Annotated in this window: 13 protein-coding genes, 1 tRNA gene and 1 pseudogene; 7 read left to right on the plus strand and 8 right to left on the minus strand. The window is 58.0% G+C overall.

Annotated features, from left to right (window positions below; translation table 11 throughout):
- The first annotated feature begins 123 nt into the window (after positions 1-123).
- From ACFQH2_RS09935 to ACFQH2_RS09955, 5 genes are all read left to right on the plus strand, one after another.
- On the plus strand, positions 124-702 hold the full coding sequence (locus ACFQH2_RS09935) for an NADPH-dependent FMN reductase (protein ID WP_377053193.1): 579 nt from the start codon (positions 124-126) through the stop codon (positions 700-702).
- Positions 699-1,295 (plus strand): YIP1 family protein, encoded by a 597-nt coding sequence (locus ACFQH2_RS09940; RefSeq protein WP_377053195.1) that lies wholly within the window; start codon positions 699-701, stop codon positions 1,293-1,295. The genes ACFQH2_RS09935 and ACFQH2_RS09940 overlap by 4 nt, the downstream gene beginning before the upstream one ends.
- Positions 1,296-1,397: 102 nt before the next feature.
- Positions 1,398-1,664: a HalOD1 output domain-containing protein gene (locus tag ACFQH2_RS09945; protein ID WP_377053197.1), complete on the plus strand. Its 267-nt coding sequence runs from the start codon at positions 1,398-1,400 to the stop codon at positions 1,662-1,664.
- Positions 1,665-1,745: 81 nt separating this feature from the next.
- Complete coding sequence (locus tag ACFQH2_RS09950; RefSeq protein ID WP_377053199.1) at positions 1,746-2,291, plus strand: HAD family hydrolase; 546 nt, start codon at positions 1,746-1,748, stop codon at positions 2,289-2,291.
- The gene (locus ACFQH2_RS09955) at positions 2,176-2,442 is read left to right on the plus strand and encodes a zinc ribbon domain-containing protein (protein WP_377053201.1); all 267 of its coding nucleotides are present in this window, start codon (positions 2,176-2,178) and stop codon (positions 2,440-2,442) included. The genes ACFQH2_RS09950 and ACFQH2_RS09955 overlap by 116 nt, the downstream gene beginning before the upstream one ends.
- 249 nt (positions 2,443-2,691) lie before the next feature.
- On the opposite strand, the gene ACFQH2_RS09960 is transcribed toward ACFQH2_RS09955, so the two are convergent.
- Positions 2,692-3,354 carry a uracil-DNA glycosylase family protein gene (locus ACFQH2_RS09960; protein WP_377053203.1) on the minus strand — a complete coding sequence of 221 codons (663 nt, stop codon included), beginning with the start codon at positions 3,352-3,354 and terminating at the stop codon, positions 2,692-2,694.
- A gap of 518 nt (positions 3,355-3,872) precedes the next feature.
- On the opposite strand from ACFQH2_RS09960, the pseudogene ACFQH2_RS09965 reads away from it, so the two are divergent.
- Positions 3,873-4,560 (plus strand): annotated as a pseudogene (locus tag ACFQH2_RS09965) (metallophosphoesterase family protein).
- Between the two features lie 21 nt (positions 4,561-4,581).
- On the opposite strand, the gene ppk1 reads toward ACFQH2_RS09965, so the two are convergent.
- From ppk1 to ACFQH2_RS09995, 6 genes are all read right to left on the minus strand, one after another.
- Positions 4,582-6,960 (minus strand): polyphosphate kinase 1, encoded by a 2,379-nt coding sequence (gene ppk1, locus ACFQH2_RS09970; protein WP_377053207.1) that lies wholly within the window; start codon positions 6,958-6,960, stop codon positions 4,582-4,584.
- A 1,107-nt stretch (positions 6,961-8,067) separates the two neighbouring features.
- Positions 8,068-8,141: transfer RNA gene (locus ACFQH2_RS09975), tRNA-Thr, on the minus strand.
- A 69-nt stretch (positions 8,142-8,210) separates the two neighbouring features.
- Positions 8,211-8,786 (minus strand): CBS domain-containing protein, encoded by a 576-nt coding sequence (locus ACFQH2_RS09980; RefSeq protein WP_377053209.1) that lies wholly within the window; start codon positions 8,784-8,786, stop codon positions 8,211-8,213.
- 85 nt (positions 8,787-8,871) lie between these two features.
- A complete protein-coding gene (locus ACFQH2_RS09985; RefSeq protein WP_377053211.1) occupies positions 8,872-9,633 on the minus strand; it encodes a GTP cyclohydrolase III in 762 nt (253 codons plus the stop codon).
- 60 nt (positions 9,634-9,693) lie between these two features.
- Positions 9,694-10,014: a DUF5785 family protein gene (locus ACFQH2_RS09990; RefSeq protein WP_377053213.1), complete on the minus strand. Its 321-nt coding sequence runs from the start codon at positions 10,012-10,014 to the stop codon at positions 9,694-9,696.
- Positions 10,015-10,060: 46 nt separating this feature from the next.
- Positions 10,061-11,521, minus strand: coding sequence for a DUF7289 family protein (locus tag ACFQH2_RS09995; RefSeq protein WP_377053215.1), 1,461 nt, complete (start codon positions 11,519-11,521; stop codon positions 10,061-10,063).
- Positions 11,522-11,702: 181 nt separating this feature from the next.
- Here ACFQH2_RS09995 and tbsP point away from each other — a divergent pair, with 181 nt between their 5' ends.
- Positions 11,703-12,515 (plus strand): transcriptional regulator TbsP, encoded by an 813-nt coding sequence (tbsP, locus tag ACFQH2_RS10000; RefSeq protein ID WP_377053217.1) that lies wholly within the window; start codon positions 11,703-11,705, stop codon positions 12,513-12,515.
- Here the strand turns inward: tbsP and ACFQH2_RS10005 are convergent.
- A complete protein-coding gene (locus tag ACFQH2_RS10005; protein ID WP_377053219.1) occupies positions 12,512-14,272 on the minus strand; it encodes an ATP-binding protein in 1,761 nt (586 codons plus the stop codon). The two genes, tbsP and ACFQH2_RS10005, sit on opposite strands and share 4 nt — an antisense overlap.
- Between the last annotated feature and the right edge of the window lie 74 nt (positions 14,273-14,346).

Consider the following 14,346-nt stretch of genomic DNA (forward strand, 5'->3'; position numbering starts at 1 on the left):
TGAAATATATGGGCCGCGAAAGCCTCCGGCGCACCACCGAACGGGATGTCTACAGTTCCACGGCAACGCCCTGGAAACGACAGGTACCACACGGTTTTTGACTGCCGAGGACGACTCCACGCTATGGACGAGTTGCCACACGTCGTCGCGATCTGCGGGAGCCTTCGGGAGGAGAGCCACACCAGGAACGCGTTGCTGGTCGCCCTCGCCGGCGCGGAGGCCACCGGTGCGACGATCGATCTGATCGATCTCCGAGAACTCGATCTGCCGGTGTTCGACGCCGACGAACCAAGCGCCGGGGACGCCGAAGCACTAACTGATCGGGTTCGGCAGGCGGACGCAATCTTGCTTGGAACGCCAATGTATCACGGGTCGTACTCCGCGCCGCTGAAGAACGCGCTCGATTACTGCGGGTTCGACGAGTTCGAAGACAGATCCGTCGGGCTACTGGCGGTTGCAGGCGGGCGGTTTCCGGTCACGGCGCTCGACCATCTACGCTCGGTGTGTCGCGCGCTCGACGCCTGGGTACTCCCGTACCAGGCGGTCGTCCCACAGGCCTCCCAGGCGTTCGAGGGCGGCGAGTTCGTCGACGAGGAACTCGCGAACCGCGTCTCGACGCTCGGTCGACGCCTCGTACAGTACGCCGATATTCGGCCCGATCCCGCTTCCTTCGAGAGCGAGGAGAACGTCGGTGCCCGATGAGCGAGACAGTACAGCCAGGAAAGCGTGGTGGGCTCTTCTCGGCGCTCCTCAGCGCCTGGCCGTCGGTAGTTCTGTCCCCGAGAGAGTTCTTCCGCACCAGCATCGTCCCCGGCGAACAGGCTCCGGGGCTCCTGTTCGCGATGGGCGTCGTTCTGGTCTCTGAAACTCTGCGCCTCCTGCTCAGCGGGAACCCGCTACCGGCGCTGGGTGGCTATCCGGTACTGTCCGCGATACTCTGGATCTCGGCCGCAGTGCTGTTTCTGACACCGGCGGCTCTCCACCTGATCGCCGCCTTACAGACGGTGTTTCTGATCCCGGTCGCGGCCGACCGTGCCGGAGTCAGCGAGACTGTACAGCTACTCGGCTATTCGGCCGCTCCGTGTGTCCTCGCTGGGGTTCCGGTGCCCGAGGTACGCGTCCTCGCAGGCGGATACTCGTTCGTCCTGTTACTCATCGGGCTCTCGGAAGTCCACGGGATTAGCTTCGAGCGAAGTCTGCTCGTCGGCATCGTTCCCGCGTCGCTCGCGTTCGGATACGGCTTCCGGACCTTCGACGCTCTCACGACCCTGCTCGCCCGCTGGTACATTATCTAACGCCCGAGAGATATGGCATCCCAAAACCGAAAGAGCTGAGATCTAAAACTGTTACGAGATCCCACGTCAGTTTTTTATCTCCAAAGGTATAGGTGGGATACGATGACTACAATCGATCCGCAAGGGCAGGAGTCGGTCAGTACGACGGTTGTCCATGCGCTCGCGGATGCGAAAGAGGTCGATCCTCTGGAACTGGACCCTCTGTACGAGGCGCTCGATCCGGACGCGCTCGACGCTCTCTTTGCACCCGTCGAGGGATCCGAATCGGAGCGCCACGGGAAAGTCCAGTTCACTACGAACGGCTACAAAGTCGAGGTGACGAGCACTGGGCGGGTCCACCTCACTCCGCAGGCCGTAGAGCCCCAGTAGCGAAGCGGCCCGGCCGGTCCTGACGACAGTATCAGCCTCGATGCCGAAGTGTCTTTGAATGCGTCTCGCCAAGTGTAGTGTATGCTCGACGACCAGTACGACGCAGTCGTATACGATCTCGACGGGACCCTCGTCCGACTCGACGTCGACTGGGGAGCGGTAACACGGGACGTACAAGCCGTCTACGACGAGCATGACGTAGACGACGTCGACGGCGACGGCGGTCTCTGGAGTCTCTTTCTCGCCGCCGACTCACACGATATCGCAGCGGAAGTCGAACGGACGATCAGTCGGCACGAACGAGCGGGGGCGACATCTTCTCGACGGCTACCGCTTGCTGATCGCGTGAGCGACCACTCTGTTCCCGTTGGCGTCTGCTCGCTCAACTCCGAATCAGCCGTGCGCATGGCCCTGGAGACGCACGGTCTCGACGCAGACGTCGCGGCGGTCATCGGGCGCGACTCCGTCCCGGGGCAGAAACCCGATCCAGAACCGCTACTGGCTACGATCGATGGACTGCCAGCGACGGTCGAGCGCCCGGTGTTCGTCGGCGATTCCCCACGTGACGCGACGACAGCGGACCGGGCCGACATCGCATACAGGGCCGTCGACGACCTGCTCAAATAGGAACACGAGTCAGGAGTGCAGTCAGTGTGATGAACTTGTGGGCCGTGACGGGAGCCAGTTCAAGTGCCCGCACTGTGGGTACGTGAGACACGCGGATTTGAACGCGGCTGAGAACATCAGTCAAAGAGAGGGTGATCCATGCACGGCGTAGCACTAACGGTGACGCGAACCGTGCGGCCCAGCACGCTGAAAACCGTGCCGTCTGCTTCGCAGACGCCTACCATGTGCAGGTGGGAAGGCTCGTTTGACCGAGCTACACGCGCTGTAAAGCACGCTCGTGGTAATAATCGAGCGGCGACCTGTGACGCTGGCCACGCGAAAGCGTTTTTGAGCCGCCAAGGAAACGCGCAACCTTAATATCCCCATCGGGGAATCCCACGGGTTCAACCGTGGGAGGAGGTCAACGAACGATGTACTGATCCTGCGTCGCGACGAATCGACCGAGTTCCGACGCCTGGCGATAGTCAGACGCGAGGATCGATCGCATCCGAGAAAGCAACTGTTCTCGCTCGTTCCCGCCCCAGTCGGTCGGGTCGGCAATCGGCACCACGAGAAACCCGCTTCCACGGAGTTCAGAGGCGTGTAACTCCTCCATATCAAGCGCTTCGCCCACCGGTCGTGCGGTGTATGACTCGAAGACGCGGCGCGTCGCTCTCTCGCCCACTGGCAGGAGGACGTGGGCCGAGATTGCGCGAAGTTCGGCGTCGAAGAACGGTTCGAGTCGGGCGTACTGGCGCTCAGAATGGCGATCACCCTCCGGCAGACAGCACATGTGGAGATAGCTACAGAACAGGTCCGAAACTCGTGGGTCCGACTCCGCGTCCGGATCGACCAGGTCGACGTCAGCGAACACTGACAGTAGTTGTTCGCCCGCCTCGCTGCCGGTGAACGGAATACCACTCCCTTCGCCGCCGTGGACGGCCGGGCAGTCGCCGATCAGGTGGAAGTCGGCATTCGCATCGCCGTATCCGTACACTGCGTCCGATCCATCACCCTCACAGGGAACCTCACACGGAGGCTGCATCCCGAACGGATTACTCGTCCGATCTGTTACGTTTTCCACGCGAAGCGGCTACGTCTCAGGACAATAAAACCGGACCGGTTCGCGCAAAGCAAGGGGTTGTCGGCGTAGTTACCACTTGCTAATTGGCCGAAATATTGACACCTGCGGCAACGAGAATACTGACAGCGACTACCAAACAACTCCCCACGGCGGGCCCGCCCTGATAGTGCGTTATCGCTCGATAGTCTCTCCATAGGTCGGACAGATTGTCCGCAATCCCTCCGGGGACTATCCGGGGGTAACTGCTTCCAGTATCTGGATGTGTACGATCCGAGGAGATTTCTCGGGTCCATCTCCTCGCCGTTTACCAATCGAAAGTAGATAGTCCGTATAATCGCGACGAACGATACCCCAATGACGGGTATTCACCAATGCCACGCGATAGTCCCGATACTCTTGAAAATTACCGAGAGATATATAGGAGTATTGCCATCTATTAGAAACTTATTAATCCGAACGCGGACAGTTTTCATTACGAAGCCGAAGTCCTTCGAGAAGCCGCTTTAAATTTCAATTCAATGACTATACCGCCCCAATTCAATCATGATGTCGAAGCACACCACCAGCGGTTTGACATCGATGGATACGATCAGGTCTACATCGTCGGAGACGTCCATGGAAGCCAGTCAGCGCTTGAGGATCTGCTTATCGAACTCGAGTTAACCGCCGACGACCTCGTCGTCTTTGTCGGCGATTTGGTCAGAAAGGGACCGAACAGCCCCGGAGTCATCGATCTGGTTCGCGACGATCCGCGTCTTGTCAGTATCCGCGGAAACAACGAGCAAAAAATCGTGCGGGGAGACAAGAACCCTGAGTGGCTCCGTAATGGTGATCAAGAGTACTTCTGAATCGCTTCCAGTCGCGATCTCTTTTGACGATACTCTCGTTATCCATGGCGGCATTGACCCGGAACGAGCACTTGACGACCACACTGTGGAAGAGCTGTTGACGATGCGTGCACCACACGGCGATGGGTACGCCGGACCGTTCTGGTACGACGAATACGATGGTCCCTACCGTGTGTTTTTCGGTCACACTGTTCATGACCACCCGGTGGAAAGAAACTACGCTGTCGGCCTCGATACCGGCTGTGTCTATGGAGGAACGCTCACTGCGTACGACTACCGGAACGACGAGTTCGTCACGGTAAATCCGACGACGACTCATCAAGACCGGGCCAGTTCAAAGGTCGTTGACCCGGCCTGACTCGGTAACCCCACCCGGGTGCTATTGATACTCGGAACGAAGGCGGTTGCGTGCGCCGTCACGCGTTTTGAAATATCGACGGTCACCATCGGTCGTTCGAATCGCCCAGCCGTACATCTCGCTGTCAGGACGATACCACTGCTCTGAATACGCGTTGAACACGGACACGTGTCCACCGTCCGATTGAGCGTTTTCAGCATCAGCGCCAGTAGCTTCGTCCGACTCCTCGGATTCAGCGGTCGTCTCGTCCTCCGTAGCATCCTCAACGAGGAGATTCCCCTCGATTAGATCCGCATCGACCACTATTCCCGGTCCGTAGCCGCGGTCGAGGGCTGCTTCTGTGGCTGTTATTAGTGTCTCTTGGATATCTCGTACCGGCCCGTCATCGGGGGACGCTTGTTCATAGCTTCCGTCGCTTTGCATCACCCATCGGCGGCGATTATCCCTCAGCGAGACTTCCAAAATGAAACGGAGTTGTCTACGCAGTTGTGTGGCCTCCACAGGTGTAATAGCCTCTACTCGATAATCGAGGTTGCGAGTCATCCAATCGGCCGATCCGATGTACCACTCAGGCTGGCCTCCGTTCTCGAAGTAGAATATCCGGGCGTGTTCGAGGAATCGGCCGACGATAGAATGAACGGTTATGTTCTCACTCAGCCCCTCGATACCGGGGCGGAGTCGGCAGATGTCCCTGACGATCAGGTCAATCTCGACACCAGCCATCGAGGCACGATAGAGTTCCTCGACCATCGAGGGGTCCTCGAGTCCGTTTACTTTGACCACGATTCGTGCGTGACGGCCGGCATGAGCGTTTTCAGCCTCCTTTCTGACCATCTGCGTGAATCGCTCTCGCATCGTCACAGGTGCGATCAATAGCTTCCGAAAACGGTCGTCGAGCGTGGGTCCGGTAAAGAAATTAAATACCTTCGTGAGATCAAGACCGATATCGCGGTCAGCAGTCAACAATCCTGCATCAGAGTATCCTTTTGCTGTTCCTGAGTGATAGTTTCCGGTACCGACGTGTGAGTAGAGTTGGACGCCGTCGTCCTCCTGACGAACGACGAGCGCCGTCTTGGTGTGGGTTTTAAATCCGACGGTACCATAGGCGACGTGGATACCTTCCTCTTCGAGTTGTCGAACCCACTCGAGGTTGTTTTTTTCGTCGAACCGAGCTTTGAGTTCGACCATCACCGCTACCTGTTTGCCGTTTTCGGCGGCGTCGATGAGGCTCTGAATAACCTTCGAGTCGCTTGCCGTCCGATAGATAGCCGCTTTTACTGCGAGCACGTCAGGATCGTTCGCCGCTGCGTCGAGAAACCGCTGGACAGTCCCCTCAAACGAATGATACGGGTGTTGCGCAAGAATGTCTTCTTTCCGAATCTCACTGAAGATATCTATCGATCCGGCTTGAGTGTCACTCGTAATCGGTCCAATTCTCGGGTGGGGTTGGGGAGTCCAGGATGACGGTTTGAGGTCGGGACGGTCGAGCTCACTCAGTTCGAAGAAATCCTCAAAATCGATCGGTCCATCGCGATAAAACACCTCTTTGTCATCCATATCGAGTTGCTCCTTGAGGATCGAAACCGATTTGTCGGGCATATCGGCGTCAACTTCAAGTCGGACAACTGTCGCAAAGCGACGCTGTTCGAGGACTTCCTCAACCCTATCTATAAGATCTTCAGCAACTTCTTCGTTGCGCCGTACCTCGGCGTTTCGGGTCACTTTGAACTTCGATACGTCCTGGATATCGAGGTCGGGAAGTAGCAGGTCGAGATTGGCTTCGATGAGATCCTCGATGAGAATATAGCGGTTAGCCTCACCAGGGACCGTTATCAATCGAGGCTGGTTCGACGGGATTTTGATTCGAGTGAACGTGGATTCGCTGGTCTCGTCCGACGAGAGTACAGCAAGAGAAAGCGAAAGGTTCGAAATGAATGGGAACGGGTGAGCCGGGTCGAACGCGAGTGGTGTCAGGGTAGGGAGAATTGACTTCTCGAAGTCGGTCCGTAGTTCTCTTTGCTTATCCACCGGTAGTTCGTCGGGGACACGGATCTCGACTCCCTCTTCAGCAAGCGTTGGCTTCAGTGTCGTCTGCCAATAGTCAGACTGCTGTTGAAAGAGCGGATGTGCCATGTCGAGCACCTCGTGCCACTGTTGTTTCGGCGTTCGGCCGTCCGGCGTCGTCTCCATCACACCCGCATCGATCTGTTGTTTGAGGCCGCCGATGCGTTTCATAAAGAACTCATCAGTGTTCTTCGTAAAGAACGCGAGAAACCGAAGTCGCTCGAGCGGCGGATTACGCTCGTCCATTCCCTCACGGAGAACGCGCTTTTGAAACAGGAGTTCTGAGAGTTCTCGATTGAGATAGTAGTCGGGGTCTTTGAGGTCTCTGTCGCTCACCGGATCACCCCACCGGGGGAAGTTGACGTGACGGAACGATATCCGGTTTCGTGGGCCTGAATATACCTAATCATGGAAGCAGTATATGATTTCTTTTGGTCATTCTATGATTGCTAGTAATTTCGTTTGCCTGGGTTGACAGCGACCACTCAGTTCTCGGTAGGGGACTGGAGGGGTGGACTCTCACTCGGCGACTCAGGTGGTTTGTCGGACGTTGTGACACCCGATGATACGCCCTCAGGTAGCCATGTGGTAGTCCGTTTCCGCCACTCTCCTATCGGCAGGTATTCGAACTCGTCTGGTGTGACAATAAGCTCAAGCGTTCTATCAGTTATCTGGTGCTTTCGAATGGCGGCCTTGCTCTCATCTAGAGGGTGATTACGGAGGTGATTCTTAACGATTGGAAAGAAATCATCCTTCGAATGATCGTTCCTCTTTCTTTCAAGTACTTGAATAGAGTCACAAGTAGGACACTCTGAGAGAACGGCGCTTGGCATTATGGTACCTTTGTAATCCAATCATAAGTAACATAGTAAATAGTCCTATTGTACAGTATATAGTTTTTACTCGTTGATACCGGCGTATTAGATTTAAATAATTAATGTCACTGATTCCGTATTATACTTTAATAGATCCATTTCTGGCACGGTTACTAATCCTGACTTTTATCTTATATTTTAGTCGTTCGCGCACTGTTTTGGAGTTCGACAGCCTCCGTCTGCTCAATCGACGACTATATCGAGTTGGTCTGGTCATCAGTGACCGGTTCAGCCTCGTCGAGTCGGCCAAAGAAATCGTTGGGTCGGTCACTCCGACCACCCCGTCTCCGTGGGTGTCCCTCACGGATTGTTCGGGGCACCAAGCCAGGGCAGGGATTTGAACTACGTGAAGACGGTCCTGTTCACTCCGTCCACAGGCTGCAACTTCTCTCGTTCAAATCACTTTGTCGACGTGGGTGTCCCTCACGGATTGTTCGGGACACCAAGCCAGGGCAGGGATTTGAACTACGTGAAGACGGTCCTGTTCACTCCGTCCACAGGCTGCAACTTCTCTCGTTCAAATCACTTTGTCGACGTGGGTGTCCCTCACGGATTGTTCGGGACACCAAGCCAGGGCAGGGATTTGAACCCCGGGAGTCTCGATTACAAGTCGAGTGCTTGAACCGCCCAAGCTCCCCTGGCGCAATCTGTGATAGGAGGTACCCCTTTGAGTGGTTTTCGTCTTGGAGTCACGAGAAAGAGCGACGGCGATCAGACGTCACGGCAGTCCGCACAGAGCATCTGCCCGTTGAAGTTCTGCAGTTGCTGGGTCAGGCTGCCACAACTCTCACAGACGCTCTGACTGGAGTACTCCGATCCGGGACTTGGCGAGACCGTTCGGTCGGCGACCGCCCCGGCGCTCGTCGAGGCGACGGCCTCGGTGTCCTCACGGGGTTCCGAGCCGTTTTCGAGCAGTGATGCTGTAGCGGTCAACAAGTCGTCAGCGGTCACCACGCCGACCAGTTCCTCGCCCTCGGTGACGAGCAACCGGCCGGTGCCCTGCGTCGACATCCAGTCGATTGCCTCCACCAGTGGGGCGTTTGGCGATAGTACGGCTTCTGGCTCTCGCATATACTCGCTCGCCGTAGACCCCGACTTGGAGTCTGGAATGAGTGGTAACAGATCCAAGGCGCTGATAATCCCGACTGGTTCGCTTCCCCGGACGACTGCCGCCGTGGATGCCTCCTCTTCGCGCAGCACATGCGCGACGTCGGAGATCTCATCTGCCTCGCTTACGCCGACAAAGTCACGAGACATGATTTCGCGTACTGTCAGATCGCTCTGCATGTGAGAATGTACCACACCTATCGTCTAAAAGCTACCCCCATCAATTTTATATTTGTAGCAGCGGTAGTTACTAAGTCCCGAAACCTCACCGACGGAATTCGACCGTCGTCTCCTCCGCACGGGCGTGCTCCAGCGCGTGTTTGGCGTCCATCCCCGCATTGTGGGCGTTCCGACCGACACCGACCCCAACTCGCAGGTCTACCGCAGCGGTATCGGTGACGTGATCGACCGCAGCATCGTACTGCTCGGCGCTCAACTCCGGACAGGTGGCGATGATGTTGTCTCCGCCGACGAAAAACGAGAGCGCGTCGTTCTCCCGACGCATGTACTTCATCAGTGCCGCGTAGCCCTGCTCGATCTCGATGAAGCTATCGAACGCGTTGAGCTGATCGGTGTACTCGCCGGTGGCGTCGATGACGTCGAAATGAGCGATCTGGACGTCGTCGTCGGTCCGGTACTCGAGGTCGATCGTCCGGCCGGCGAGGATCTCTCGGCGTCCCTTGTCCTGTGCGCTACCGGCATCCTGCAGCCGCTCGGTGGCGTCCGACAGCGCGGCCGCGGGTGAGACACCCGTCGCGACGGAGAGGCTGATACTTACCGGATAGCGGTTCCCGATGGACTCCTGGATCAGTTCGTGGTCCTCGACATCGAGGCCGTTCGTCACGGCGATCATGTTGTCGAATCGGGTGAAGAAGACGTAGCCCCCACGCTCCCCGACCTTCTGTGAGAGGTCGGCGTAAAGTTGGGACTGGAGCGTCTGGAGGTCGACCTCTCGTCTCGGTTCGGGCGTCACAGTCCACGGGCCGTAGTTGTCGATCTGAACGAGCGTAACCTGCGTATTCGTCACAGTATTCCGTGATTGGCGTGACTACCCCATAAGTATCCTGAATCGCAGTGCAGTCGGTCCCTATGCGTGCTTGGTCTCCGGGTCCGCACCGACCGGGTGGTAGTCCCAGAAGTCACCGCGTCGCATCGCGTCGCCGAGTTCGCCGTGCATGTCGACGAACGACTCGAACTCGTCGGCCTCGACGTACTCGAAGATGTCGGCCACACTGACCACTCGCTGGTAGTTGATCCGGATCGGTTCGTCGCCGTGTTCCTCGACGAACTCGTCGACGGAGAGCGGGAAGTCCTCCTCTTCGTCGACCTTCTTGGCGATGATCGCGATACCGTACTTGCGCATCCCTTCGCTGCCCTCGTCTCCGTCGGGGTCGTGGGGCCAGTCCATACCGAACGTGTGGACGGGGTCGGCAAAAACGTTCCTATCGGATCAGTTAGCTCGACACCGTGACAGTCCGTTCGGTGACGTGGAGGTAGTAGAACTCGGGGCCGCTGCCTTCGTCGACGAAGGAGAATCCCTCGCCTGCCGTGATCGATTCGTGGTAATCGAAATTGTTGGAGTTGACGCTGCTCCCGAACTCCATCTCGTCGGCGATAACTGCCCCCTTGAATTCCTCGTTGCCTGCCTGCATGTATCCGTCAGAATCGGGGGCGTAAACGATTGCGTACACATCCGTTTTCGGATTTTTACTCCCTTCCCCATCGCTGAAGACGTATCCATCAGAAGAGACAAATATCACCGTTTGCTTAGGTTCGGCGTCGTTTCCGACGACTGCGTTGTTGTCTTCGGTGGTATCGAAATTCCCACCGACATAGAAGATCACTCGATTGTCCGCTCCTTCGACAGTGAGCCCGTCGCCGTCGGCGATGACGTTGCCGTCAACGTACACCTCGATTTCCTCGTCGTCCTCAAAGTCGCTGGTATCAAAGTGGTGTGCGCTGTCCAGATCGTCATCGATGTAGTAGAACCCTGGATCGTCGACGGTATCCGGCAGTTCGTTGTAGTCAGCGTCGTCCCGGTCGCTCGCCTTGTTCTTGATGAGAGTATTGGCCGAAACGTGGTCACCCTCGGTTTCCGCCAACTCATCGTCATCATCGGCTGATGCATCAATGTACTCGGTCGCACCGATAGCGGTTTCATGATCGAAGGCTTCCGGACCGAGCTCGAATGGAACACTCAGTTCGACTTTCACCATGCCTTCGGTACCGTCTCCACAGCCCTCAGAAATAGAACCCCGAGTCTGCTGGCTGAAATACTCCTCCCAGCCCTGACAGTACTCACTTTCCAGTTCGACGTAAACAGTACCACCGCTTAGCGGATTGTTCTTGTTGACATCGTCCGTCGGGTAGTGTCGGTCCTCGCGTTCGAGTTCCAGTTCACCGCTGAGGGTGCCGCTACTGCTGATATCGCCGTCGACTTTCTGGATTGGGAACGAGAGCGCGTTGTCCCGGTAGTAGAAGTCCGGCGCTGAGACGAGCGAACTACCAGAGCCACGCTGTCGGAAGACGCCACCGCCCTGATACGCAACCGTGTCGCCGTTCTCGTTCGTGTAGACCAGAGAATTGATCGGAATCGGATCGTCACCGTCGCTGTAAACGTTTTTTGTCCCGTCGGTCCCGACGTGGTAGATCTTTAGCTTTCCAGTTCCTTCCTTTACTTCCAGGTTGCCGTCCGCCGTCCCGAGGTCGAACTCGACCGAGTCACCGTCCTCCAGGTCGCTGGCGTCGGCGGCAAGACTCGAGAACGACGACTCGACCTGCGCCGTCTCGATACCGCTCTGGCTCTCTGTGAACATCGCCGCACCGGCGACCGCAACTGTGGCCGCGACCGTTATCGCAAACCCGGCCATCAGTATCACGCCGAGAACGTGGGCGACGCCGCGATCTTCATTCATTATGGATAGGTACACTTCCCAAGTACATATGTTTAATTGCTGGCCGGCAGTTGCACGGAGATGTTCGGAATCGGCCCGTCTGTCGAAAGGGACGTGCATTGCCGGGTAGTGGCTAATCAGGACGCGGCGTCGATATTAGACGATAAAATTAAATACGTATCGGGGTAACAGATTAGCCGTGATGAGTAATAATTTACTCGATCGAGCGCGCGAAGATCTACTATCTGACGTCCTCTCGGGGACGACGGACGATCTACTACTGGTAAGTCCGTCCGAAGCGACGCTCGTCGATCTGATCGACGTGCTGTCGGACCACGAAGACGGACCGCGTGTAGACGTGCTTGCCGACGCTGCGACGATCAAGAACGTCATGGAGGACTTCATCGTGGCCAGCAGGGCCGCGGATCTGCTCTCGGCCGGGGTGCTCTCGCTCCGAGCGAGTGACTCGCTGGCGACCAACCCGCTGGTGATCACCGCCACTGGCGTCATGACCCTCGTCACGACCGACTCGTCGGTGAGCGGACTCACCTCCGAGGACGGCGCGTTCGTCGAGGATGTCCGGACGGAGTACCGCGATCAGTGGGACGATGCAGAGGAGTACTCCCTGCGGACGCCGCCGATTTCGGAGGTCAACGACGGCCTCGCAGAGAGCCTCGGCGAGGACGCCGAAGGCGATTTCCGCGCGATGCTCGATTCGCTCGAAACCGCGCGGGGTGACGACGGACTGGACGAGGTGACCGTCAGTCTGCTCGTCGCCGCCAAGAACGAGGCGCTCCTGTACGACATCAGCAAGTGGGGCGAAGATACGGGCGTCGCCAGCAAGGCGACGTTCTCGCGGACGAAGACCCAGCTCGAAGAGAAGGGCCTGATCGAGACGGAGAAAGTGCCGATCGAGGTCGGACGCCCGCGACTTCGGCTCACACTCGCAGACAGACGGCTCCAGTCCGCCGACAGCGACCAGATCGCATCGGCCGCCCAGTCGATCCTGACCTAATCCTCGAACCGATGCAGTAGTTCTTCGAGCGTCTCCTGCTCGGCGACCGACTCTATCTCGCGTTCGAGTACGTCCTGCTCTAGCCGGTACAGGCCCGTTCGATCACGTGTAATGAACGGTCGCTCCCGGAGTTCCGAGAGGAACGTCCAGACGTACTGTACGGGCACCTCAGTCGCAGATTCGATCTGAGCTACGGCTACCGGGCCGTCCGCGGCAATCGTCTCGACGATCTGCCAACACTCGTCGTTCCCGACCGGGACTTGCGTCGCGGCCGCCTCGATTTCGGAGACGATCGGCTCGCAGTGGAGGCGATCGATCGTTTCGGACACGGACACGTCGGAGTCGACGTCGCTCTCGTCAGGGGAAGCCTGTTCCTGCCCCTTCGGTACGTCCGTCGCCGTCGATCCCGCTTCGCTCTCCGAGAGCGACGATGTCTTCTCCTCAGGAGAATCCGGTAGATCGATCGGTGAGTCGTCGCTGTCCGCTGGCTCGGAGTCGGCAAACGCGGTCTGGACGACGGACTCCTCCCCGTCGTCGAAATCAATGGTCGCTGTGGCGTCCCGAAGCCGCTGGTTCTCCGTCTCTAGCTCCGCGATGTGCTGATGAGCGTCCCCCAGTTCGGTCTGCAGGTCCTCGATCTGTGCTTCGAGTTCTTCGATCCGGTCGTCTTTGGCCGCGAGGCGCGCTTCGACGTCCTCGGGGGTCATGGCTACGTCGCCACGAGAAAAGGCGTTAGCGAGCTGTCTCGCCGCGTTCGAGACGTCACGAGCCTGATCGAGTTCCGATTCGAGCTGGTCGATCTGGGACCGTTTCTTGTCGAGTTCCTGTTGCATGTCAGCCAGTTCACTCGACCGTTCCTCTTCTTCCTCCGATAGCTCCGCCAGGTCGTCCATCAGCGAGTCACTGACCGATTTTAACTCCGGGCGCTCGAAGTCGTCGAGGCCGGGCGTCGCGCCCGCGTCGAAGGTCCGCTTGCGTCGGAACTGGATCCGGCGAACGTCGACTTCCGTCCAGTCGGTCTGGACGAACGCCTCGCCATCGCCCAGGTCGGCGACCAACTCCTGGTACTCGCTCTCGACGACCCGCCCGACGACTTTCGTGTCGTTGTCCCAAGTCAGTCGGTGCCAGACGAGCCAGTTCGCCTGCGTGATGAAGTCCTTCTTGACGTCCGCGGGCCGCTGGCTGATCCCCATGATCCCGAGGCCGTGTTTCCGGCCGCGCTTACCGATCTTGATGAGCATCTTGCCGGTCTCGCCGCCACCACCTTTCTGTGGGAGATACTCGTGGACCTCCTCGACGACGAGCAAGAACGGCTTCTTGAGCTTCTTCTCTTTGGTAAACAGGTGTCGTGCCGTCTCTCGGAGGAGTTCGTCGGCGACGTCCTCGTCGAGATAGCCGGAGACGTCGAGGATGATCGGTACGTTCTCTTCCAGCGCGAGCGTGGCGATCCGCTCGGCGTGTGCGGGACCGATCTGGATGTCACATTCCTCGTCAGCACCCGCGTGAAGCAGTTCGTACTCCTCTTTCAGGCCGTAGTACTCGCCGTCGGTATCGACGATCAGAACCGGATAGCCGGAATCGAGTAGCTCCTCGATGACGACGCTCGCAGTGTTCGACTTCCCGGAACCGCTCTTGCCGGTGACGAAGCCACGGCCGGTCAGAACGTCGACGACAGGAAGTCGGACCGGGGTTCCAGCGACGGCATCCCCCGCGTCGGTACTCAGTTCGCCGATAGTGATCCGCTCGCGTTCGCTCACCTACGACCCCCTCCCCGATTCCCTGCGTGTTGCATTACTCCGTATCTCACGTGACGACCACTTGAACCCTTTGC

The sequence above is a fragment of the Natronoarchaeum sp. GCM10025703 genome (assembly GCF_042661985.1).
GTDB lineage: Archaea > Halobacteriota > Halobacteria > Halobacteriales > Natronoarchaeaceae > Natranaeroarchaeum.